Consider the following 22,763-nt stretch of genomic DNA (forward strand, 5'->3'; position numbering starts at 1 on the left):
TAAGTATATATTTCTCATCTATCTATGTTTTTTGCGGCTCTCTAGTTCGATTTGAAGAATATTTTTCACAATTAATTTAGGATGCTGAGAGTTAATTGTTGAATTCAGTTAGCTAAAAATGAAAATATCAAAATTTTGCTAATAATACTATTAAGTTATATTGAGTGAAGACTAAAATAAGAAAAAATACTTACAATACCTGATTTAAAAAGATTTATTAGCTCAAACTTAATCAGCATAAAATTACTAGTCTTGTTAGCAATTGCAGGCTTTTAAAGATAACTATTACTATGGTTGTCAAAGGATACTAAAAAACATGAGTAATAATTTGTGGGAAAAAATCATAACCCAAATTTATCACCAGAGTTGTCGATTGCGTTGACGTAAGGAAACCCAACACCGAAATATAGGTTAAGCCATGTTGGGTTTACGCTTAACCCAACCTACTAGCGTGTCTAGACTAAAATAGTGCGTTAGATTAGAAAAAATTAATCGCTGATAAACGGAGATTAAAACCCTAATTTTTCGCGAATCACGTTTTCATCTTTGAAACCTACCGCTAAGGCTGTTCCATCTTTGACGAAAATCGGACGTTTAAGCAGCATGGCATCTTGAGTAAAAGCCTCAATCCACTGTTCGTCTGTCCATGTCTTCTTGGCATCACCTAAAGCACGGTAAGATTGACCAGAGGTATTCCGCATGGGAGCAGAACCCAAAGACTTTACCCAGTTTTGGATCTGCTCGCGAGTGGGTGGATTTTCTTTAGTGTTATTAAATTCATAGTCTATGCTGTTGGCTTGCAGCCATGTAACAGCTTTTTTGCAAGTGCCGCAGTTGGGAATACCGTAGACTTGAAGGGTCATAACAAGTAATCAATAGTTTCCAGAACATCACTTTTCCAGATTGTATTATCCCCGAGTTGAAAAACCTCTTCCCTTGTTGAGCATTGAAGCGCAATCTCCGCGTAACCTGATAATAACAGGCGATCGCAATTTTATAGTTACCAAAACTGTAACGGCGATCAAATCCCCAGGGGTTCCAGATTATTCTAGGTATTACCATTTTAAAAAAGAATGTGACAGATAGTAGGGGTAAGGCATTGCTTTGCTCTCCGAATGATGTATCTGTTGCAAACATAATTTGAATTGGTATAAATAAAAACTTTATATGACAGTAATCCTGTGTATTTCAATAGGGTTGCCATCATTCTATGAAGTTTTGCGGCAATACCAGAATTAGTGTGAGAAGTTAGCCATGTCTTACCCGATTCCATCCAAAATCTGGCAGCGAATCAGCATTGCCACAATATTATTGTTGATACCATCCGTGGGAATTGCAATTTTACGTCAGCCTGCTACGGTTGCGATTCCAGCTAATCAGACTCCTCAAAGTTCAGCCCCTATTCCACCCAATCACCCCGATTACCAATCACTTCAAGCATTGGTACAAAAGTATAGTTGCGTTGTTTCCATCCAAAACTTTGGCACTCGGCCTATAACTCGGGCGGAGTTTGCTACTGTCTTAAATGCTTGTGTGAATCGGAGTAATGAGCTAATAGCCACTAATCCCAATACAGTTGCGCCAGAGGATCTCAAAACTCTACAACGCTTGCAATCCGAATTCGCACCAGAGTTAGCAACCCTGAAAAAACAAACAGAGGAATTGGATGCTACTAGTAACATCACTCCTGCTGAAGATAATCGCAAGACTGAATCTTTACCCACACTCATACCTCCACTCCCTACTATTCCCTCAGGCGCAACTGCTCAAGAGCAAGTTGTTAACCGCCCCGCCAGCCCTAAACTTTCAGCAGTTAGGAGTGTAGGAAGGGTTGCACCTGAACCACAAACGGGTAGATTCAACACAGAAAACTACAACCGGATTGATGACAATCCCTTTCATCGCGTCAGTAATGATCCTCTTTCCACCTTTTCCATTGATGTAGATACAGCATCCTACAGCAACGTGCGACGGTTTATTACCCAAGGAGAATTACCGCCCAAGGATGCAGTGCGAATTGAAGAATTGATTAACTACTTTACTTACAATTATCCACAACCAAAAACTGATCGCCCTTTTTCCGTCACGACAGAAGTTGCGGTTGCTCCCTGGAATTCGCAACATAAATTGGTACAGGTAGGTTTGCAAGGTAAACGTTTAGAAAGTCAAACTTTACCACCTAGCAACCTAGTATTTTTGATTGATGTCTCCGGTTCTATGGGTGAACCCAACAAATTACCCTTGGTGCAACAGTCCCTCAAATTGCTAGTAGAGAAACTGCGTCCTGAAGACCGGGTGAGTTTGGTAGTCTATGCAGGGAATGCGGGATTGGTGTTACCTGCTACTCCTGGTAGTCAGAAATCAAAAATTTTGGCAGCAATTGAGCGTTTGGAGGCTGGAGGCTCGACGGCTGGTGGTGAGGGCATTGAACTGGCCTATAAGATAGCCAAACAAAACTTCATTAAGTCTGGTAATAATAGAGTTATTTTAGCTACCGATGGAGATTTTAATGTCGGGGTTTCCAGTGATGCCGAACTAACAAGATTAATTGAACAGAAGCGAGAGCAAGGTATTTTTCTAACGGTGTTGGGATTTGGCACGGGCAATTATAAAGACTCAAAGATGGAACAACTGGCTGATAAGGGTAACGGCAACTACGCTTACATTGATACTCTATTGGAAGCCAAAAAAGTTTTAGTTAACGATCTCAGGGGCACTCTATTTACTATTGCTAAGGATGTGAAAATTCAGGTGGAATTTAATCCGGCAAAAGTTCAAGCTTATCGCTTGATTGGCTACGAAAACCGCTTGCTGCAAAATCAAGATTTCAATGACGACAAGAAAGATGCAGGTGATATTGGGGCGGGTCATTCTGTAACAGCGCTGTATGAAATCATTCCTACTGGCATTAACAGCGATGTGAAACTGCCAACAGTAGACCCCTTACGATATCAGCCTTCTGGTGCCAAATCAGCAGATACTGCTAGTAATGAGTTGATGCAGGTGAAACTGCGATATAAATTACCCCAAGAAAACACCAGTCAATTAATTACCCAAACCATCCAAGATGATAATGTCAGCGTTGAACAGGTAACCTCCACCAACCTGAAATTTGCTGCTGCGGTAGCTACCTTTGGGATGTTGCTACGTGACTCTGAGTATAAGGGAAATGCTAATTATGATTTAGTCATGAAATTGGCAACTCAAGGTAAGGGCGAAGACCAGGAGGGCTATCGAGGAGAGTTTATTCGCCTGGTAGAGCAATCTAGGGAGTTGACAGCCAAGAAATAATTCGGATTGCAATACAGTCCTCAAAGAAGGCAAATTGTGAGGCGACGCAATATAAATCATGCGATCGCCTTTTCATAGTAATTTCTGTTACATTCGATTGACAAATCAAGAAAATGCTAGTAATTAAAATTCTTGAGATGTCAATTGATTAAAGCTTGCCTTGAGTAATTACTTTCCAATAATCAAGAAAATGGATCATTTGTGGGTTTTTAGTACTAAAACTCTTTGTATCTTCCTCAGAACTGAGAATGTAATTTCCTGATTCTAGTTGAGTAATAAACCAATTTAAAAATGATTCTAAATTATCTGCAAAAATAAATTTAACTTCTTCATCTCTACCAAAATTGATAACTTGTCCTCTAATCCCTTGCTCTCCCGGGTCTAAATCTATTCCTAAATGGTTGCCACCCCAATCAAAAGCAAAAGGCACCCACTTCTTATTAGCATATATTTCTTTAACTTTTCCTGGGCTATAAGATTGGCAGAGAATATGCTTATTGATATCATCATCCACAAGTTCCGCCCACACTTGCCAATTTGCAGATACTTCTAGCAAGGACAAGAATTCTAACCCGTAAAATAACCCTGGATAAGTTCCGCTTTTCTGTCCATTATGCCACTTATATAATTCTTTAAATGATGAGGGTAACTCGCTTTGGATTTGTTTTTCTAACGCTTGAATTTCCTCTACAGTTGCTCCCGGATTTAAGGTGTCTAATAATTCAGAAAAATTATTTTTTAACCAATTTTCAATTCGATGTAATATTTCTTTCATAAGGAATTAGAATAAATCTGAAGAAACTATTTTAGCTTCATTTCCAACATCTTCAGTCATCATTGTAGATTTGTAATATTATGTTAGGTTAAACATAGAATAGTTAACAATTAGTTTTTGGACATGATAGTAACAGTGTGAATTCAAAATTATGTCATTCAGTTGTGATTGAAATAGCGATTCAACAACTTACAACCCCGCAAGGGGATTGAAACTGAAAATAATCTCGTAACACTAATTCAAAATATAGGAATCCGATTTGATTTCTCAAAAAATTTCAGTAAGCCGTAACGCATCCTACTGGACTAACACAGCTAAAATGTTGCAATAATTTTTCTTGTGGGGTGGACATCTTGTCCGCCCTGGACGGGTGAGACACCCATCCCACAAGAGTTTTTTATGCACTATTTTAGTCATGTCAGTCCACTACTACCAACCATTCATAGTCAGTAGTGTATTTGTTGGTATTTATACTTAGTTTTAATCAAAGGAACTATAATTTATTTGACTGTTAACTGCTGTCCTAACGAACGAGCGCTAACTTCCAACGGACAGATATTACAGTTAACAGTTAGTCCCTGGCTGAGGAATCCCTGGTAAGATTATCAGTCAGGGATTTTAATGATTTTTCATCCTCATATTAACATTTTGTTGTTATTAGGTTTACAGAGATATTTAACAATACAAGCATGAGAAAAATATTAAAAAATATATTATTAGTGCCAAAATAATTAGCCAAAATGAGGTAATTGCTGTGTAAATTAATTAACCCAGTCAAGCAGTATAAAAACGGCTGTAACTCTAACAGAGCAGAAATATTTGGAGAAGCGATCGCACCTCAGTTGGTGTAAGGTATTCTCATACCAGCAATGTTGTGTTAGGTTTACGTTCTTGCGGCTGGGTCTTCATTCCTCATGGAGCTGCTGTCCGCTTGATGCGATGAATTAAAAATTTATCGTATGATTTTTTTTGAATAAAAATGTGAGAAAGCCCCTATCAATCAGCTAACTACAATCATCTTCAAAACCAGGAAAGCTTTCTCGATCAATTGAGCTTCCTGTTTAGTGTGCTGTCATAAGACCTAGCAGGATTGCCAAAAAAGAACAGATTTATCCAAATACCAAGATGCCTTCTAAACGAATCTTGTTTATCAGTAACGGGCACGGAGAGGATAACCACACTTCTCATGTTATTCAAACCCTGCGGCAATTATCTCCTTCTATTGAGATGGCAGCAATGCCAATTGTGGGGGAAGGAACAGCTTACCGCAGCTTAAACATTCCGATTATTGGGCCAACACAAACGATGCCCTCTGGAGGATTCTTTTACATGAAGCGCCTCTATTTACTCAAAGATTTCCAATCGGGATTAGTTGGGTTAACGTGGCGACAGTTACAAGCGGTTTTGCAGTATGCTCCTAGCTGCGATTTGATTATGGCTACTGGGGATTTCGTCTCCCAAACATTTGCTTATTTAACAAAGCGCCCTTTCGTCTCATTTATTTCTTGTCTTTCTGCCTTGTATGAAGGGCGATTGCAGATCAATCCGTTGCTGTGGCACGATTTGAATTCTGCTCGATGTTTGGCAGTTTTTACCAGAGATGCCCATACAACTTTCGATCTACAACGACAAGGTATAGCTAAAGCTAAATTTGGTGGCATTCCAGCCTTAGATCGCCTCGTTCCGGCTGGCAAAGACTTGCACCTCAAACCAAACATCCCTGCGATCGCTCTTTTACCAGGTTCACGAATGCCAGAAGCCGCCAGAAATTTCTGTTTGCAGTTGCAACTGGTGAAAGAAATTGCCCAGGTGATGCCTGAATCTGGATTGCAGTTTCGCGCTGCGTTGGTTCCTAAATTGATGGGGGAACTAGAAGAGATTGCTAAAAGTCAAGGTTGGCAAATATCCCAAGGCAGACTTACCTATTCTCTGCCAAAAAGTTCTCCTGAGAAATCACCCCTGGTAGAAGTGAGATGTTACTCAGATGCTTTTAGTGATATCTTGTATCACTCTACTCTCGTCATTGGCATGGCAGGTTTGGCAGTGGATTTAGCAGTGGCGATTGGTAAACCGATTATTCAAATTCCCGGAGAAGGCCCTCAATTTACCTATCAATTTGCAGAAGCGCAAACGCGGCTATTGGGCATTTCTGCCCAAACCATTGGCACTGGGCCAGCAACTCCAGAGACACTCAAACAAGCGGCTCAACGAGTAGTAGAGACTTTACAAGATGCAGACTATCTCGCTAAGTGTCAACAAAACGGCCCTGAGCGATTTGGCCCGCCTGGCGCATCTGAAAGAATAGCCCGCTTTTTACTCAATTCTCTAGGAGAAATTGATTCAAGAAGGCAGGAGGCAGTCCCAATGAAACAAGTTTCATGAGCGTTGCATGAAAGTGGAACTGGGATTTTTACTCAGAGGGAAGTCGGAGCGGCGGCTTGCCGCAGGCATCTGAACTTCGGTGACTCAGGACTCAGCACTCAGCACTTTCTAGCTAAAAGGGATCAATTGTCAGGAGATTGTAACCAGCCCCTGACAAAATTGCTGATGCTGGCAAATTTCAATCATCAAGATAAGGATAACAATCAAGAATTAAACTATGAAAGTCCGCTCTAGCTACTGGCAACTGTTACCTTATCTGTGGCCCCAATGGCCGCTGTTAGTTCGGGGATTCGCTTGCATCTTAGGATTTGTGTTGCTTACCCTAGCACTGCCCTATCTAGCAGGTCAGGTGGCTTTTTTTGTTGGTCAGGGTAATGTTAATCAGATTGCCTACTGGCTGGGGCTAGCTACTTTGGTATTTTTGCTGCGAGGGCTTTGCCAGTACGGGCAGAATGTCTTTATGATTGCTGCTGCTCTCAATATGGTTTTAAATCTGCGTCAGCAGGTATATGCACATCTACACAAACTCGGATTAGATTACTTTGAAACTACACAGACAGGTGACCTCACTTATCGGTTAACTGAAGATATTGATCGCGTCGGTGAGATTGTGGACAAGTTATCGCATCAGTTTCTTTCCAATCTGTTGCAGTTAATTGTCATTCCCATTTACATGATTTACTTGAATTGGCAACTCACCCTTGCCGGTTTGATTTTAGCTCCCTTGATGGCTTGGTTGATTGGCGCATTTGGTCAGCGATTACTGGTGCTATCTCGCCAAAGTCAAAATCAGGTTTCTAATTTATCGGCGCTGCTAACGGAAGTATTTAGCGGGATTCGCGTGGTTCAGGCTTTTGCCGCCCAAGGGTATGAGGTCAAGCGATTCAATCAAGAAGCCGAACACCATCGCCAAGCTAAGTATCGCGCTCTACAACTCAAATCGCTGCAGTTTCCGGTTGTTGGTTTTTTAGAAGCAGTTAGTATTATGCTGCTGTTTCTGTTGGGCGGATGGCAGATTTCGCAAAATCAGCTGACACCTCAAGGCTTTATTAGTTTCTTAGCTGCTGTAGCGATACTGATTCAGCCCATCGACTTGTTAATTAGCAATTACAACGAGTACAAACAGACCGAGGCTTCTGTAGAACGCATATTTGAATTGATGGCGCAGCAGCCCAGTTTAAGCGAAAAACCGACTGCTAAGGAACTACCAAGAATTGCTGGCAAGATAGAGTATCGTCATGTTAGTTTCGCCTACAATCCCGGTCAGCCTGTCCTCAAGGATCTCAGTCTGCACGCTGCACCAGGTAATGTCATCGCCTTAGTTGGTGCTTCTGGGGCGGGCAAATCGACTTTAATTAATTTGTTACTTCGCTTTTACGACCCGCAAGCAGGCGAAATTCTCATAGATGATATCGATATCCGTGATGTCACACTCACTAGCTTGCGTCGTCAAATTGGCATTGTGCCCCAAGATATTACTCTTTTTTCTGGAACCATCGCCGAAAATATTGGTTACGGTCAGGAAGAATTAGATTTTGCCGCCATAGAACAAGCAGCCAAGATTGCTAATGCTCACTCGTTTATCAGCCAGTTTGCCCAAGGTTACCATAGCTGGGTAGGCGAACGTGGGGTTAACCTTTCTGGAGGACAACGCCAAAGATTAGCGATCGCCCGAGCAATTGTTAACGATCCGCGAATTCTCATCCTAGATGAAGCTACATCTGCCTTAGATTCGGAATCAGAAGCACTTGTCCAAGAAGCACTGGAGCGAGTTATGCAAAACCGCACCGTGTTTATTATCGCCCATCGCTTAAGCAGTGTGCGGCGGGCTGACTGCATTCTTGTATTAGAACAGGGGCAGGTAGTGGAAGCTGGTACCCACACGTCCCTCCTGTCTCAGGAAGGACGCTATGCTCGTTTTTATGCCCAACAGTTTTACTCTACAGATGAGATAGAAAGTAGAGAATAAGAAAGCTCACAAGGCTAAGTAGCTCAGTGTTAAAAATCATCGCTATGACAAGGCAGGAGGCAGTCCCAATGAAAAAATTTCATCACCATATATGAAAGTATCAATGGGAGGGATTTTTACTCAGTACTCAGCACTCAGCACTCAGCACTTTCAAGGCAGGAGGCAGAAGGCGGGAAGAATAGAAAACCAACAATTGGTATTACTAAATATGATAAGTTTTTCAACGGACATGACATTACTTATCTATGATTTTTCTTAGAAAAACCGCAAATTTCTATTTCTTCCTGGCTAAAAGTATCCTTCAATATCTTACGAAGAACACGCTGAATATGCAGGTGTTTTCCTGGCTTAACTTTTGTCAGTGTCAGCAGCAGTAAATTATTTTCACCAAAGTGTTCTAGTCCAGCTACTCTTGTAGGTTCTAAAACATCCTGTTCATTCACTTTTAACTGCTGTCCTACTTTGTCAACTACTCTATATACATGATCTAAATTAGAGTCATAGGCAACACTAACTTCCACCCTGGCATATATGTATTGCTTAGAGTAATTAATAATTGAGCCAATATCCCCATTGCGAATAATCTGCAATTGACCATCGGGATGGCGGAGGTGAGTGGTTCGCAGTTCGATTGCTTCGACAACTCCCTCAACAGGTCTTTCTTCTATTTTTCCAGCTTCAATATAATCACCTACTAAGTAATAGTTTTCAAACAAAATTAAAAATCCACAAACGATATCATTAATTAGGTTTTGCGCCCCTAGACCAACTGCTATACCCACAATTCCAGCACCTGCTAAAATAGGTGCTGGATCAATTCCCAGGAGCCTAAGTATAGTTACTCCAGCAGTAAAATAGACGAAATATTTAGCAAAACTCCGCATTAAGGGAATTAAAGTTAGCCGTTTCTGCCGATGAGATTCATTAGTATCTTGAGTTTTAAGGTAGAATTCATCCAAAAGAAAGTAAGCAACTTCAATTAAAACATTGCTCAGAAAGCAAACCCCAATAATTTGCACAATTCTAGGAGTATAAGAACTGATCCAAGCTATAGGTTCTATTTCTGGAACAACAAGATTAACTATGCCAACATACAGAACATATTCTAAACATTTTTTGCACAGAGGTATGAGATGACGTAACCGCTCGTATAGACGTAGTAAATTGTTAGAGCCAGAATATTTTAGGCTCAAGGCATCAAGAGTATCAACAATAGTAGCAACAGCTTTAACAATGAGTAGACCAACTGAGATGATAACGTATATTTTTAAAGCGATATAAAGGTATTTAGAAACAATTTCTGGGAGGTAGAGAAATTTAGCACATACAATAGCAGCGGATATCCATATAGTATAACTAACAATTCTCTTGAATACCTTGAAAAAAGCCTCAACACTTTCATCATTAGCTTTAATCTGATCGACTCTTTTAGTATAGTGACAAACCGAGTCTAAACCACGATTTAAGGGCGGAATAGTGAACTTAACTAGCAGGAGTAAACCTACAGATTTTAGACTTGCTGCCAAGAGATTTATCCAAAATTGAGTAGGCAGACTGCGAAGCAGATTCAGTTGAAATTCCTGAATGTTCCCACCTCGATAAATTACCATCCCGTTGATACCAATTAGCGCCAGACATAGCACTGCAGAAATCAGAATTAAAATTCTACTGAGACTCCGGCGCAAGAAGGTGATATTTGCAGTTTTCCCTTGAAGCCAAGAAACCTTGGTAACCTGCTTGAGGATGATGCCAATTAGCCAGTTAAGCAGGAAGAAAATAACTATTACAAATATGACTTCACTCAGGATAATTAATATATTCATCTTTTGAGTATAAATACTATCCGACAGCATGAAATTGGTATAGTGCTGTGTGTGGAAAAATTAGTACAGAATAACTTACCGATAGTTGCAGAGATATTTGCGTTGCTCCTAGAGATGCGATCGCCTATCTTATTTTTTTGCAATCGTTTTTATTTCAGCATAGTATCCGGTTCAATATAGTACAAGCAAAGATAAGAAAGTTAAGCAAATCAATTGAGACATATAAGTCGGTCGGCGCAATTCCAGACAACTGGAGAGGTCTGCCATTTGTCATTGGTAAGGGTTTAAGCCTATTCTTTCTTTGTTTCCCCTAGCAGCCAATTCAGATACTCCTGATTCCCGCCTTTGATGGGTAAAGCCACCACACAAGGCACTTCGTAGCTATGCTCCAATTTGACTTTTTTTGTTAGTTCCTCCAGCAAATCATCCCGGGATTTGAGAATTAAAACTGCTTCCTTGCCCACTTCCAATTGACCTTTCCACCAATAAATGCTTTCCATCCCATCAATCACGTTGGCACAGGCGGCGAGGCGTTCTTCAACTAGGACTTTGCCCACCTGTAAAGCCTCGGCACGGTCTTTACAAGTGACATAAACAAAAATAGGTTCCATGCAGTGTGTTGATTAATGTCCATCCTTTTCATCCAGCCAAAGTAACCATAGCAAAGAGTAAATTTAATTAGCAATGCTCCTAAGTAAAGCAAAAATGTATCTTCCCCCAAAGGGGATTAAAACATATTTATCTGGGGCGATCGCCTATATCCAAATTCAGTTCAGTTAAGAAAATTAATTGATCACAAAACCAAAAAACTAGTTAAAAAAACAGAACAATAATTTTGGAGGGGGTTTGGGGGACGCAACCGTCACCCAATCGGGGGTTTGGGGGAGAATCCCCCAATTGAGTTGGCTTTTTTAATCAGTGACAAATCAATTGCTAATGAGCTTAACCCAAGCGTATTAGCCTAATATCCTTGTCAAATGCTAAGACGCGTTAAAGCAAATTTGAGTAAGAATTAACGCCTAAGGGCGAGGCTGTAACTACTTAGCACTAGGTATGATTATGGGGCGGGACAATTCACTATTGAAAGAATTTCTTAATCCTCAACAGGTTAAGCACCGAGAATAATCAGCTTTCGGGAGAGCAATCGCCGTATCATACCTTTGTGTGGCTTCCTCAAAAAGCAAAAAATCAGTTCTTAAAACATGACAATGGATACCCAGACATTTAATACCACCCCCTTTCCTGACCAGAAGCCCGGCACTTCTGGGCTACGGAAAGCCGTGAGTGTTTTTCAAAAACCTCATTATTTAGAAAACTTCATTCAATCCATCTTTGATATTCTCGAAGGCTTACAGGGACAAACCTTAGTTGTAGGTGGTGATGGCCGTTATTACAATCGCCAAGCTATTCAAATTATCTTGAAAATGGCAGCAGCTAATGGTGTAGCTAGAATTAAGGTCGGTCAGGATGGAATTTTGTCTACCCCAGCAGTATCTGCCATAATTCGCAAATACCAGGCGCTTGGTGGCATTGTCCTGTCTGCCAGCCATAATCCTGGCGGCCCCAAGGGTGATTTTGGTGTAAAATACAACATCAGTAACGGTGGGCCTGCACCGGAAAAAGTGACAGAGGCTATCTATGCCCGCAGCAAAGTTATTGACAAATATTACATCTTAAATGCCCCAGATGTCGATTTAGGAACTTTGGGTGAATCTAAACTGGGAGAAATGGTTGTAGAAGTCATTGACTCCGTGCAAGATTATCAAGAGTTAATGGAGTCCCTGTTTGATTTCGATCGCATTCACCAATTCTTAACTTCTGGGAACTTCCGGCTGTGCATAGATTCACTTCATGCCGTGACTGGCCCCTATGCCCATGCCTTGTTTGAGCAGCGTTTGGGCGCACCTGCAGGCAGCGTGCAAAATAGTATACCTCTGGAAGACTTTGGTGGCGGACATCCTGACCCGAATTTGGTGTATGCCCATGACTTAGTAGAAGTCCTTTATGGAGAAAATGCCCCAGACTTTGGCGCAGCTTCCGATGGCGATGGCGATCGCAACATGATTTTGGGACGCAAGTTTTTTGTTACCCCCAGCGATAGTTTGGCAATTTTAGCTGCCAATGCCAAGCTAGTGCCAGGATATCAGGATGGTTTGGCAGGAGTTGCACGTTCTATGCCTACTAGTCAAGCAGTAGATCTAGTAGCAAAACGGCTGGGGATTGACTGCTACGAAACACCCACTGGTTGGAAGTTCTTTGGTAATTTATTAGATGCAGGTAAAGCTACTCTTTGTGGAGAAGAAAGCTTTGGCACTGGTTCCAACCATATTCGAGAAAAAGATGGGCTGTGGGCAGTGCTGTTTTGGCTGAATATTCTAGCAGTGAAGCAACAATCTGTAGAAGAGATTGTCCGCGAACACTGGCAAGCTTACGGACGTAACTACTATTCTCGCCACGATTACGAAGAAGTTGATGCAGGGAAAGCCAACGCCTTGATTGACAATGTGCGATCGCAAATGCCAAATCTTCCAGGCAAACAGTTTGGTAAATATGAGGTTGAGTATAGCGATGACTTTAGCTACACCGACCCAGTTGATGGCAGCATTAGTGAAAACCAAGGCATCAGAATTGGATTTACTGATGGTTCCCGCATTGTCTTCCGTCTCTCTGGTACTGGTACCCAAGGCGCAACTTTGCGAATTTATCTGGAATCTTACGAACCGGATACTGCTAAACAAAACCTCGATCCGCAAGAAGCACTAGGAAATTTAATTGCGATCGCAGATGAAATTGCTCAGATTCGCACCTTCACAGGTAGAGAACAGCCGACTGTGATCACCTAATGGTTACAAAAGTCAAGAGCAGACGACAGTTCACATTTACATAACTGATGCAACTGGCACAAATATTCATTTTTTTGGCATATTTAAATGCCAGTTGCAACCCTGCCCAACACATTGCTTCTTCTGCTCCCTCTGCTTGATAGTTGCAACTCCCTTAATGAGGCAGAGAAATAATAAATTCTGTTCCTTGCCCTAAAACAGAATGAACTGCAATTTTTCCCCCATGTGTTTCTTCTACAATTTGGCGCGCGATCGCTAGTCCTAATCCTGTGCCTTTACCTACTGCTTTGGTCGTAAATAAATGGTCAAATATCTTTTCTTTGACATCTTCGCTCATGCCTGGGCCATTATCGGCAATTGAGATTTTTAATGTATGATTTGCAATAGCAGTTTTCACGATAATTTTGTGAGGATTGAGCTTGATTTCTTCAAAGCTTTTACCGATACTTGACTCATCTAAAGCATCAATGGCATTAGCGACAATATTCATAAATACCTGATTTAATTGTCCTGGAAAGCACAAGATTGGCAGTAAATTATCGTACTCAGTCACAACTACAATTTCTGGACGTTGTTCATTTGCTTTCAGGCGATGTTTGAGAATTAAGATTGTGCTATCAATACCTTCATTGATGTTAAATGGCACTTTATAATCTTGATCAGCACGGGAGAAAGTTCTTAAACTGGTGCTAATATTTTTTAATCTGTCAGCAGCCATGACCATTGCATTGAGCATTTTTGGTAGGTCTTCTAAGCTATAGTCTAAGTCGATTTCTTCTGCATGATCGAGAATTTCTGCTGCCGGATTTGGTAGAGCTTGCTGATATAATTTCAGGTGTTCAGTGATATCAGCCACAACAGGTTTAGCTTGTTTGAGGCTAGCTGCAATAAAGCCGAGGGGATTGTTCATTTCATGGGCTACCCCAGCAACTAAGTTACCAAGTGCAGACATTTTTTCCTGTTGGATCATTTGCAGTTGGGTTTGTTGCAGTTCTTGCACCGCATTTTCCAATGCTTGAGATTTTTGTTCTAACTGTTGAGCATAAATTTGAGAATCTTCGTAAAGACGCGCATTTTCTAGAGAAATAGCTGCTTGAGTACAAAGAAAATTGAGAATCAAAATGCGATCGCTAGTAAATACATTACTAGTTGAGCGATTCTTTAAATACAAAATCCCAATTACATGTCCTTGATTGAGAATTGGTAAGCACAACAAACTTTTTGGTTGTCTTTGACTTAAATACTCATCAATTACAGGTAAATTGGTTTTGAGTTCCTCAATCATCACCATTTCTTGAGTATTTTTGACGTACTGGATCAACTTGAGTGGTAAGTTGGGGTTACCCTCTAAAGGTTCGGCACAAATTTCTGTGGTTTCGGGTGTAGCAATAGCCCTAACTAACCATTCTCCTTGAGTATTGGGTACGATTAAGGCACAGCGATCGCCCCCAGAATGTTGCAGAATAATCTGTGTTAATTGGTGTAGCAGTTTATCTAGTTGAATCGTGCCAGAAATGGCTTGAGAAGCTTTGAGGATCGCAGCAAAATCAAAGGTACTAATTTCAGCGCTAGAAGAACGACTCAAATCAGTAGAATTATGCACTGAGATTGTAGGGCTAAAGCCGCTCGATAATGTTTCCAGCATTTGCAATGGTTGTATTCTCTGCTGGAGAATAATCCGCAGTAAATCAGGATAATGGTTTTCCAAATCCTCAGTTTTGGCTTTTGCGCCCCAACGAGCGTAACAGTAGTATGCTTCCTGCATATAACTGGCTGCAACTTTCTGTCTACCCCAACTGAGGTAAAATTTAGCTGCTAGTTCATTGCTGAGTGCTTCATCTTGCAAATAACCGTGGGTTTTGGCTTGGGCAATAGCTAAATCATAATGTTCCATCGCCTCAGCAAATTTACCAAGCACTCGATAACGTTCTGCTGCTACAAGTGAAGAGCGATGTTGATGATTGAATGGGGCGTAATTAGCCCAAGTTTGGAGTTTTTCTTGATGGGAATTAATTCGCTCTAAAATAGCGGATTGTTCTTCAGAGCTAGCATCGGTGTAGTTTGCTAAATGAATTAAAGCATCATAAAAAACTCGGATAACTGCGACGAAATAGCCACTTACCGCATTACTATACTGTTCAGCTAAAGCTGCTTGTTGTGAGGCGGCTGCGTATTCTCCGAACCAATAACACAGAACAGCTTGATTGAGATGAATGTAAAATAACCCCGTGCGATTGCTGGCAGATTGCAAGCTGGGTAAAATTTCGGCGGCATTGAAAACTTTACCCTGTAAATAATAGGGAACTTCCGCTTCTCCTAATAAATTGAGAATCGCTTGTTGGTAACACTCTAGATATTTTAATGTTGCTTCTTGTTTTACTTGGCTGATGACTTGTCGATAGTTCTCCATTTCCTCAGCCAAATCGTTTAATTCTCGACCACTCCAATAGCTACACTGACTATATGACACTAAATTTAACGCTACACACATCCAATCTCCGGTTTCTAAACCACTTTGATAACCTTCTAGCAAATATGGAATACTGTGATTTAATGGTTCTTTCCAATGCCGAATAAAGCTGTTGACAATAAAGTAAGCCCTACTTTTGAAAGCGTTAGTTTGGTATTGTTCCAATAACTTTAATGCCAGTTGTCCAAACTCATACCCAGCATCAATATCTCCCATCAAACCACAAAGAGTCACTGCGTAATCTGCATAGGAAAAAATGGCAATGGATGAATTGCCAAACCTAATAGCCATCTCTACTTGCTTAGATGTCAGTAGTGGTAACAGTGTTGGTTTACCAATGTACGCAGAGGACACCAATGTAGTCATGATTTGCATAGCTGCTAGCTGATGCGAATCGCTCATTATAGGCAAATCCAGTAAGCTAATGGGTGCGCGCCCCATCCATAGTTGTTTTGTCTGCTGGGTTGCGGTGCTAATATCTAAGGTAGTTGGCTGATCGGGAAATTCCACACCGAGTAATTTCAATACTTGCAATCCAGTTTCAACTACTGCGGCAAATTTACCTTGCGCCCGAAATGCCATCATTTGGACTTCATAGACTTTGATAGTATTTAGCAAAGAAGTAGCAGATTGCAACACCTCCTCACCCCATGCGGCTAGCTTGTCAAAGTCTGTATTCAAGCAAGCAGCCTCTAAACGCTCATTATGCAGATTTAGGGTTAATTGGTAATGTTCCCTCCAAGCATCAGCAGGCAATAAGTCAATGCCTTGGGTGCAATATTTGACAGCAGCATTATAGGCGATCGCACTTTTGGCTTTGCGCCCCGCCAGCAAATTCAGTTGAGCTAACTCCAGTTTTTTCTCAGGCTGAGTGATTAAATCAATGCCAATATTCAGGTGATTGACAATTTCAAATATATATGCATCTAATTGAGTTATAGGCGTATTCGCGTGCAATAATTGACCAATCGCCAAATGAGTCGCTTGTTTTTGGTCTTGGGGAATTAAACAATAAGCCGCTTGTTGGACGCGATCGTGCAGAAAGCGATAAGCAACATTTTCGATATTGTGAGGCTGAACTTCTTGCTCATCGCTGAGATAAAACTTATAAACTTGACTTTGCGGTAAAATCAATCCTTCCCGCAAAACCTGCCATAAAGCATCTGCTACTGCTTGGGGTGACTGTTGGGAAACAATGGACATTGGTTCTAGAGCCAGTGTACAGTTGAGAGTTAATTTCATATCCTGAAATGATGGGAGTAGAGTTCACGGTTTCCATCTATACATAACCTAATTTGGGTTTTCCAGGACTTACGCCAGCAAAATTTGTCATTGCGACCGGAACGTAGTGTAGGGAAGCAATCCCATAATTTTAGGGGATTACGTCGCTACGCTCGTAATGACGTAATTCCGTTACTTTTGCGTAAGTCCTATTTTCCTTAGTTTCATTAGTATTCCCATCAACCTGATGTTGAATAACGCTATCAAAAGGAATTGATAGTTGAATTTGCTTGGGTAGCTTACTGACTGGAAAGAGCTGAATTCTAAGTTGTAAGTAATAATCCCAGCAGACGTACCACTTCAAAAAGCAGTGCGTAAAGCCCAAAATGTTAAAAAAGTTTAAAGAATGGTAATCCAGCCTGGACTTGGGGTGGAACTGATTAGAGCCATTGCTGTCTCATCTTTTAAACTTCCTCACCAAAACGCCACCAGCACAGATAAAAATTCAGCTGATTATGATTCTTCAAGAACACCGCAAGCATCGAAAGAAGCGTTTGAGTTTACAAAGAGCGATCGCATTTCTAATTGCTGAAGTAATTCTTTGTTGTTAGACACATTATTCCTGTAAAATCAGTATGAGTTTTCAATATATTTAAAATATACGGATGCTGCCTGATGAATAATCTCCCAAATCAATCAGATGATTACTTTAAAAATAATTGGATAAGTTATCAAAAAGTTTTAACTAACAATTATATGGAACACCAAGAAATTGCTGGTGTTTTGCATAAATTACTAACTGATTACTTTCAAAGACCATTTTCTTTACTTGAACTGGGATGCGGTGATGCTAGTTTAACAGTTCAAGCTTTATTAAATACTAATCTTGCCGACTATACGGGAATTGACTTGTCCGCAGCAGCTTTGGCAATTGCCCAATGCAATATGGCACAAATTCAGTGTAGACAAACTTTCATTCAAGACGATATATCTAAAATTCTTGAGGAACTAGGTCAAAGTCAAAAGCAAAGTTTTGATGTCATTATGAGTTCTTTTGTTGTACATCACCTGACTCTTGCACAAAAAGATAGGCTTATAGAGCAAATATCTCATCTGCTGAAAGCTCAAGGTATATTTATTTTGATTGACATAGTGCGTAAAGAAGAGGAAACCCAAGAACAGTATTGTCAGCGCTACTCAAAAAATATGCGTCGAAACTGGACAGCATTGTCGCCTCAAGATATATCGATAATTGAAAATCATGTGTATAAATATGATTTTCCTGAAACTCAAACTACTTTGGGTAAACTTACACAAAAGCACAATTTTATCCGCGTTGAATGTTTATATAAAGATACTTCTGATACTGCACAATTTTTGTGCATATACAACTGATTTTTCTAGCGTTTTCAGAAGCAGCAAACCTAGCCATCTATCAAAATTATTGGCTCAAAAATGACACCATATACCCCAATATTAAAAAACCTATTTCAACAGCTAAATAATATACTTCAGCCACTAACTCAAGCCCAGGGGGATAGCTAACGGTGAATTATTGGTTAATGAAATCAGAACCAGAAGTTTATAGTATTACTGACCTACAACAGCAAGGCGAAACTATCTGGGATGGTGTTCGCAATTATCAAGCTCGTAACTTTCTGCGCCAAATGCAACCAGGAGATTTAGCTTTTTTCTATCATTCCAATACCAATCCTCCTGGTATTGCTGGCTTAATGCGTGTAGTAAAAACGGGTATTGCCGATCCCACGCAGTTTGACCCAAATAGTACTTACTACGACCCCAAATCAAGCCTCGAATCTCCTCGTTGGCAAACAGTTGTAGTAGAATTTGTAGAAACTTTTTCTGATCTGATTTCGTTGTCAACGCTGAAAGAGGAATTTAGCGCTGAAGAACTAATGGTGGTGAGAACAGGAAATCGATTATCAGTGATGCCTGTCTCATTAACAGTGGCTAATAAGATTCTGACGATGCGGTTTTCATTGCCAACAAATAACGATGAACTATTGGGTCAACGAAAGTTATAGATTAATCTATATTTCTTGAGGATGATTTCAGACTTTTTTCAGATGTTTCTGCTTTCTTTATCTCCTAAAATTCAGGAACTAAGAAGTCATTTTGAAGTTAAATTTTTATGAACAAAACTCGCTTATCAAGCCGAGTACTATTTTTGGGGCGCTTCTAGCAATTAGGGAATTAAAAAATTAAAAGGGTTAAAAAAAGATTATTGCGTTCTGGCGACTATATAATCTGCGATCGCCATTAGTGGTTGTGCTTTATCTCCAAAACCAGCAAGTTCAGCCTTGGCTAGATGCACTAATTCTTGGCTTTTGCGTTTTGATTCCTCAATGCCCCATAAACTGGGATAAGTTACTTTCTGTGCTTTTTGGTCTTTAGCCGGAGTTTTACCTAGTTATTCCTGAGTTACGGTGATATCAAGCACATTATCGACGATTTGAAAAGCTAGACCAATATGATGAGCATAAACAGAAAGTCGTTGCAAAACAGCATCACTCGCTCCTGTTAACAGCGCCCCTGAGAGAACCGAGGTTTCTAACAACGCTCCAGTTTTATGAGTATGAATATAGTCGAGGGTTGTGATGTCAATATTCTCTAATATCATGTCCGCTAAATTATGGGTAATTTAGCGGACATGATATCAATTCAAATAATTTTTGCGACACATCAATATATTCTAGAGAGCACGGCAGTGGCTTCTAATTGAAAAAAGTAATGAGTAATAAGTCAATTTCCTACTCATTACTCATTACTCATTAAGCTGATACGCGCCTAGATTAAATATTCTGGCGTTAGGGCTGTCAAGGGTCAAGAGTCAAAAGTCCAAGCTAGCCTTTGACCCTGGACTCTTGACTTTTTGACCTCTTGAGCGCGAAATATACAATTTAAATGCGTAACAGCTTACTCATTACTCATTACTCATTACTCATTACTCATGATGTACCTTGCTTACTTCAAAAGCGCTGTAGATGTTGGATTGCTCTGTGCTTAATCCAACCTACATCTGCTATATGTGCTGCTTGTGAGAAATACAGGTTATAGATTTGCGATGGAAAAGGTCAAATTTGCTCATCGAATCGGCTGCGAAAGCCTCCGTATTTTATCCAATATTGTTTCAAATTGTGGCAGGGTGTATGTAAACTAGCTCTGGCCTGATAAAGAATAACTTGACGATGAGCGCCCATCCAAATTTTGTCAATTGGCTCAACCGAAATCACAGTACCTCCTAATGCTCCTACACATTGGGAAAAGCGTTCAATAGCACTATAATCTACAGTTTCAAAAACAAAGAAATTACCCGAACAAATTAAATGCCGACTGCGAATCCAGCACTGCATTTTCTTCTGTGCTTCTGGAGGTAGCATATTTGCTTTTAGAGGCAGATTCGGCAGGGAAAGATCATAGGATATTTGGGATTTCATCTGCAAAACTCTCCCGCTTTTCAAACCGTAATGGCCCAAAGGTAGATCCCCAAACTTGTTGGTGTGTATTCACATCCATACCTTTATCTAGGCTTACCCAAGTGGTTTCTGTAATTTCAACGTAACTATCTAGATAAGTCTGGCAGCCATTTTTCTCAATTAAGCATAGGTTTCCAGGTTCAACACCGCCGATAAATTTATCTCCCTCGCGTTTAAAAATCATTGAGCAATGATATCGGCGTTCAATACAATTTGGGGTAATAGTTTTGAGAATATTTAAGTCTCGCGCTGCACCTGCATAATACAGTGCTTGTTTTAGGCTGTAATTTTCGATATAAATTTCATCGCCTTTATCGATAAGACGATGGACTCCCTGGCGATAAGGTCGCCACAAATCATAATCATATACTTGTTCTGAATAAAGCCCAATTCCTGAGAAGAATTCAAACGGTAATGGGCGAAAGAAAACATGAATATGGGCGTAATCTTTAGAATTTTCAAATGCCTGTTGATAGTTGCTGAAATCACCTGCCATCCAACGAGCCAGGGTGATTAAATTAGGCGATACAGTGTCAGGAATTTTTGGTAGTGAAGAGGTCATAACTAGATGAGGATAAATAAACAATCCCAAAATCTTCTTGTCAAGTTGCTCCTCTTGGTCGAAGCCCAAGACTATACTTTCGGCAAAATTCAAAATGATGACCTGAATACCAATTCTCTAAAATTGAACAACAGATCCAAACTCACCAATGCTTTTGCTATGGCTTCCTAATTTTGAATTGGCATAACCTAGGCACCAGTGTTTATGAAAAAATGGCATGGCAAAGCTAACGCGATCGCGTTTATATATAGACTGCACGCTCTGAGTTTGTATCTATATGACTTGAAATATTGTCAGATATAGTTTAATTCTGAATATCCTGGCGAATTTCTGAAGAAAATGAGGCAGTAACAACTCCTGAACCGGCACTAGTTTTAATTAAGGAAACCCGACAACGAACATTGGGGTTAACAAACCAGATTTTTTCTTCAGCAGCGGCGCGCTCGTAAGCGGTGACTAACACAAATGTGCCGTCTTCCGTAAAGTAATAATCGCCAGCTGCGGCGATTGTTTCTGCATAGCCTTGATCGCGCAGGAGTTTACCGCGATGGGGACTATCTGGATCGGGGATGGGAACGAGGACACAGGTGCCTTTGATTTCACTATCATCCCAATCTGATTGGCCTTCCCAAGTCATGCGAAATGGGGAAACCACAGTTTGAGGGTCGATATTATAGCTTTTACATAAGTCAATCACTGCTGGATCGTCATCTGGAAGAGCAATGATATCTATCTCAGACTGTACAGCTTCAAAGTGACCAAATGCTAAATGATGGGCACTACGTTGCGATCGCCAATGCCCTATAGAATTTGCCACAAACTTTGTAATATTCATCAACACTTTGGTTTCCATTTTTAGCTATTTGCTTTGGGATAGGAGAAGGTTCCAATTGACCCCTAAAGACTTATACAGTTCAGTTAAGGACATTTAGTGGGGTAGGCAGTGGACGCAGGGGGAGAAACAGAAGCTTATCTGAACCGTATTGCCATAGCTGGTGAGGAACTTCTCCATTGGTAGCGTTAAGCTATTTCCGCAATACTAATAATCTTGCCTCCTGTTTTCTGGATACTTTGAATTTTCTGGGCTAGCTGGTTGTATCCCACTTCAAAGGTGGCTACGCTCTTAGTCACCCTAGCACCAAAATTGGCTTTGGAGACAGAGATCCGGAACCTCTTACCTGTATTGCTAACAGCACCGGAACCAGCAGCAGGGGCAACAATTTTGGTGGCGAGATTAGAGCCAATATCGCTAATCAATTTTGCCGATTTACCTAGATCGTTAGCAGCAAATCCCCGCATTAACGCGAAGGTACGGTTAAAACCGACATTTTTAATCCCGGCTTGGGTACGATTACCACGAGCAGAGGGCACAATATTGTCGCCAAAACTCCTGATATATTCATCACTATCAATGTAGGAGTTGATTTCTGCTGCGTAACCTTGGGTGTTGTAAATTTGCACGTGTTCTGCAATTTCCGCCTGATCTTGGGGGGCGCGACCGAGCAAATGTTTGAAGTTCAATTCGATAAAACGATAGGGAGAAGAAGTTTCAAAAAACAATGAACGGTATAGGTCTGATTGAGCCACAGCTCTAACGAAACCAGCAACAGTAATATCACCGTTCCGCAATTGCGACTCAGCATTGGTCAGCCGTTGATTTTCAAATATATGAGCATTGCCCAAAACTTGGCGATATACGGCTCTGATCGTTGCTTGTAGATCCTCTTCAGTGGCGTTGGGGCGTAATTCAACGGACTCGGTTTCTATCCAAAGTGCCATATCTATGCCTCCTAAATTTAGGATTTTTGTGGGTGTTTTTGAAAAATTACAAATTAAAAAAGTGAATGATCTGGGGCGGGCAATGTCTCAACCTAAATTACTAATTCGTAATTCGTAATTCGTAATTCGTAATTAAGCTGAGGGTTTGAGT

16 protein-coding genes and 1 pseudogene are annotated in these 22,763 nt (G+C 40.6%); 7 read left to right on the forward strand and 10 right to left on the reverse strand.

What is annotated here, in order from left to right; translation table 11 throughout:
* Positions 1-509 precede the first annotated feature (509 nt).
* A complete protein-coding gene (locus tag HG267_RS31330; protein WP_045871142.1) occupies positions 510-863 on the reverse strand; it encodes a Spx/MgsR family RNA polymerase-binding regulatory protein in 354 nt (117 codons plus the stop codon).
* A 391-nt stretch (positions 864-1,254) separates the two neighbouring features.
* On the opposite strand from HG267_RS31330, the gene HG267_RS31335 reads away from it, so the two are divergent.
* The gene (locus HG267_RS31335; protein WP_045871141.1) at positions 1,255-3,291 is read left to right on the forward strand and encodes a vWA domain-containing protein; all 2,037 of its coding nucleotides are present in this window, start codon (positions 1,255-1,257) and stop codon (positions 3,289-3,291) included.
* A gap of 148 nt (positions 3,292-3,439) precedes the next feature.
* Here the strand turns inward: HG267_RS31335 and HG267_RS31340 are convergent, their stop codons facing one another.
* On the reverse strand, positions 3,440-4,066 hold the full coding sequence (locus tag HG267_RS31340) for an SMI1/KNR4 family protein (protein ID WP_045871140.1): 627 nt from the start codon (positions 4,064-4,066) through the stop codon (positions 3,440-3,442).
* A 1,125-nt stretch (positions 4,067-5,191) separates the two neighbouring features.
* Here HG267_RS31340 and HG267_RS31345 point away from each other — a divergent pair.
* Positions 5,192-6,448, forward strand: a complete 1,257-nt coding sequence (locus HG267_RS31345) for a lipid-A-disaccharide synthase-related protein (RefSeq protein WP_045871139.1) — start codon at positions 5,192-5,194, stop codon at positions 6,446-6,448.
* Positions 6,449-6,665: 217 nt separating this feature from the next.
* Positions 6,666-8,417, forward strand: coding sequence for an ABC transporter ATP-binding protein (locus HG267_RS31350; protein ID WP_045871137.1), 1,752 nt, complete (start codon positions 6,666-6,668; stop codon positions 8,415-8,417).
* Between the two features lie 239 nt (positions 8,418-8,656).
* Here the strand turns inward: HG267_RS31350 and HG267_RS31355 are convergent, their stop codons facing one another.
* Both HG267_RS31355 and cutA read right to left on the reverse strand, forming a co-directional pair.
* On the reverse strand, positions 8,657-10,240 hold the full coding sequence (locus HG267_RS31355) for a mechanosensitive ion channel family protein (protein ID WP_045871136.1): 1,584 nt from the start codon (positions 10,238-10,240) through the stop codon (positions 8,657-8,659).
* A gap of 290 nt (positions 10,241-10,530) precedes the next feature.
* The gene (gene cutA, locus HG267_RS31360; RefSeq protein WP_045871135.1) at positions 10,531-10,851 is read right to left on the reverse strand and encodes a divalent-cation tolerance protein CutA; all 321 of its coding nucleotides are present in this window, start codon (positions 10,849-10,851) and stop codon (positions 10,531-10,533) included.
* A gap of 597 nt (positions 10,852-11,448) precedes the next feature.
* Between cutA and HG267_RS31365 the strand changes: the two genes are divergently transcribed.
* On the forward strand, positions 11,449-13,083 hold the full coding sequence (locus tag HG267_RS31365; protein WP_045871134.1) for an alpha-D-glucose phosphate-specific phosphoglucomutase: 1,635 nt from the start codon (positions 11,449-11,451) through the stop codon (positions 13,081-13,083).
* Positions 13,084-13,237: 154 nt separating this feature from the next.
* Here HG267_RS31365 and HG267_RS31370 read toward each other — a convergent pair whose 3' ends face one another.
* On the reverse strand, positions 13,238-16,795 hold the full coding sequence (locus tag HG267_RS31370) for an ATP-binding protein (RefSeq protein ID WP_052335227.1): 3,558 nt from the start codon (positions 16,793-16,795) through the stop codon (positions 13,238-13,240).
* Positions 16,796-17,180: 385 nt separating this feature from the next.
* Between HG267_RS31370 and HG267_RS31375 the strand changes: the two genes are divergently transcribed.
* From HG267_RS31375 to HG267_RS31385, 3 genes are all read left to right on the forward strand, one after another.
* Positions 17,181-17,366: a hypothetical protein gene (locus HG267_RS31375; RefSeq protein ID WP_045871133.1), complete on the forward strand. Its 186-nt coding sequence runs from the start codon at positions 17,181-17,183 to the stop codon at positions 17,364-17,366.
* A gap of 83 nt (positions 17,367-17,449) precedes the next feature.
* A complete protein-coding gene (locus HG267_RS31380) occupies positions 17,450-18,169 on the forward strand; it encodes a class I SAM-dependent methyltransferase (protein ID WP_045871132.1) in 720 nt (239 codons plus the stop codon).
* A gap of 152 nt (positions 18,170-18,321) precedes the next feature.
* Positions 18,322-18,819 (forward strand): EVE domain-containing protein, encoded by a 498-nt coding sequence (locus HG267_RS31385; RefSeq protein WP_045871131.1) that lies wholly within the window; start codon positions 18,322-18,324, stop codon positions 18,817-18,819.
* Positions 18,820-19,016: 197 nt separating this feature from the next.
* Here HG267_RS31385 and HG267_RS31390 read toward each other — a convergent pair.
* The 5 genes and pseudogenes from HG267_RS31390 to HG267_RS31410 all read right to left on the reverse strand — a co-directional run.
* A pseudogene (locus tag HG267_RS31390) lies at positions 19,017-19,403 on the reverse strand (polyprenyl synthetase family protein); the annotation flags it as partial.
* Between the two features lie 466 nt (positions 19,404-19,869).
* Positions 19,870-20,232: a hypothetical protein gene (locus tag HG267_RS31395; RefSeq protein ID WP_045871130.1), complete on the reverse strand. Its 363-nt coding sequence runs from the start codon at positions 20,230-20,232 to the stop codon at positions 19,870-19,872.
* Entirely contained in the window at positions 20,210-20,833 is a 624-nt protein-coding gene (locus tag HG267_RS31400; protein ID WP_045871129.1) for a chromophore lyase CpcT/CpeT, read from the reverse strand. Before HG267_RS31400 ends, HG267_RS31395 begins: the two co-directional genes overlap by 23 nt.
* Positions 20,834-21,137: 304 nt before the next feature.
* Positions 21,138-21,686, reverse strand: a complete 549-nt coding sequence (locus tag HG267_RS31405; protein WP_228045461.1) for a phycobiliprotein lyase — start codon at positions 21,684-21,686, stop codon at positions 21,138-21,140.
* Between the two features lie 167 nt (positions 21,687-21,853).
* Positions 21,854-22,612, reverse strand: a complete 759-nt coding sequence (locus HG267_RS31410) for a phycobilisome rod-core linker polypeptide (protein ID WP_045871128.1) — start codon at positions 22,610-22,612, stop codon at positions 21,854-21,856.
* Positions 22,613-22,763 lie beyond the last annotated feature (151 nt).

It is taken from the genome of Tolypothrix sp. PCC 7601, from assembly GCF_025677855.1.
GTDB classification, from domain to species: domain Bacteria; phylum Cyanobacteriota; class Cyanobacteriia; order Cyanobacteriales; family Nostocaceae; genus Aulosira; species Aulosira diplosiphon.

What these genes read in the sequence shown, in the direction of transcription:
- HG267_RS31375 (WP_045871133.1), top strand. Translation starts at nt 17,181, where the DNA reads ATGGTAATCCAGCCTGGACTTGGGGTGGAACTGATTAGAGCCATTGCT.
- HG267_RS31350 (WP_045871137.1), top strand. Translation starts at nt 6,666, where the DNA reads ATGAAAGTCCGCTCTAGCTACTGGCAACTGTTACCTTATCTGTGGCCC.
- HG267_RS31395 (WP_045871130.1), bottom strand. Translation starts at nt 20,232, where the DNA reads ATGAAATCCCAAATATCCTATGATCTTTCCCTGCCGAATCTGCCTCTA.
- HG267_RS31355 (WP_045871136.1), bottom strand. Translation starts at nt 10,240, where the DNA reads ATGAATATATTAATTATCCTGAGTGAAGTCATATTTGTAATAGTTATT.
- HG267_RS31340 (WP_045871140.1), bottom strand. Translation starts at nt 4,066, where the DNA reads ATGAAAGAAATATTACATCGAATTGAAAATTGGTTAAAAAATAATTTT.
- HG267_RS31345 (WP_045871139.1), top strand. Translation starts at nt 5,192, where the DNA reads ATGCCTTCTAAACGAATCTTGTTTATCAGTAACGGGCACGGAGAGGAT.
- HG267_RS31335 (WP_045871141.1), top strand. Translation starts at nt 1,255, where the DNA reads ATGTCTTACCCGATTCCATCCAAAATCTGGCAGCGAATCAGCATTGCC.
- HG267_RS31400 (WP_045871129.1), bottom strand. Translation starts at nt 20,833, where the DNA reads ATGACCTCTTCACTACCAAAAATTCCTGACACTGTATCGCCTAATTTA.
- HG267_RS31405 (WP_228045461.1), bottom strand. Translation starts at nt 21,686, where the DNA reads ATGGAAACCAAAGTGTTGATGAATATTACAAAGTTTGTGGCAAATTCT.
- HG267_RS31410 (WP_045871128.1), bottom strand. Translation starts at nt 22,612, where the DNA reads ATGGCACTTTGGATAGAAACCGAGTCCGTTGAATTACGCCCCAACGCC.
- HG267_RS31370 (WP_052335227.1), bottom strand. Translation starts at nt 16,795, where the DNA reads ATGAAATTAACTCTCAACTGTACACTGGCTCTAGAACCAATGTCCATT.
- HG267_RS31380 (WP_045871132.1), top strand. Translation starts at nt 17,450, where the DNA reads ATGAATAATCTCCCAAATCAATCAGATGATTACTTTAAAAATAATTGG.
- HG267_RS31365 (WP_045871134.1), top strand. Translation starts at nt 11,449, where the DNA reads ATGGATACCCAGACATTTAATACCACCCCCTTTCCTGACCAGAAGCCC.
- HG267_RS31330 (WP_045871142.1), bottom strand. Translation starts at nt 863, where the DNA reads ATGACCCTTCAAGTCTACGGTATTCCCAACTGCGGCACTTGCAAAAAA.
- cutA (WP_045871135.1), bottom strand. Translation starts at nt 10,851, where the DNA reads ATGGAACCTATTTTTGTTTATGTCACTTGTAAAGACCGTGCCGAGGCT.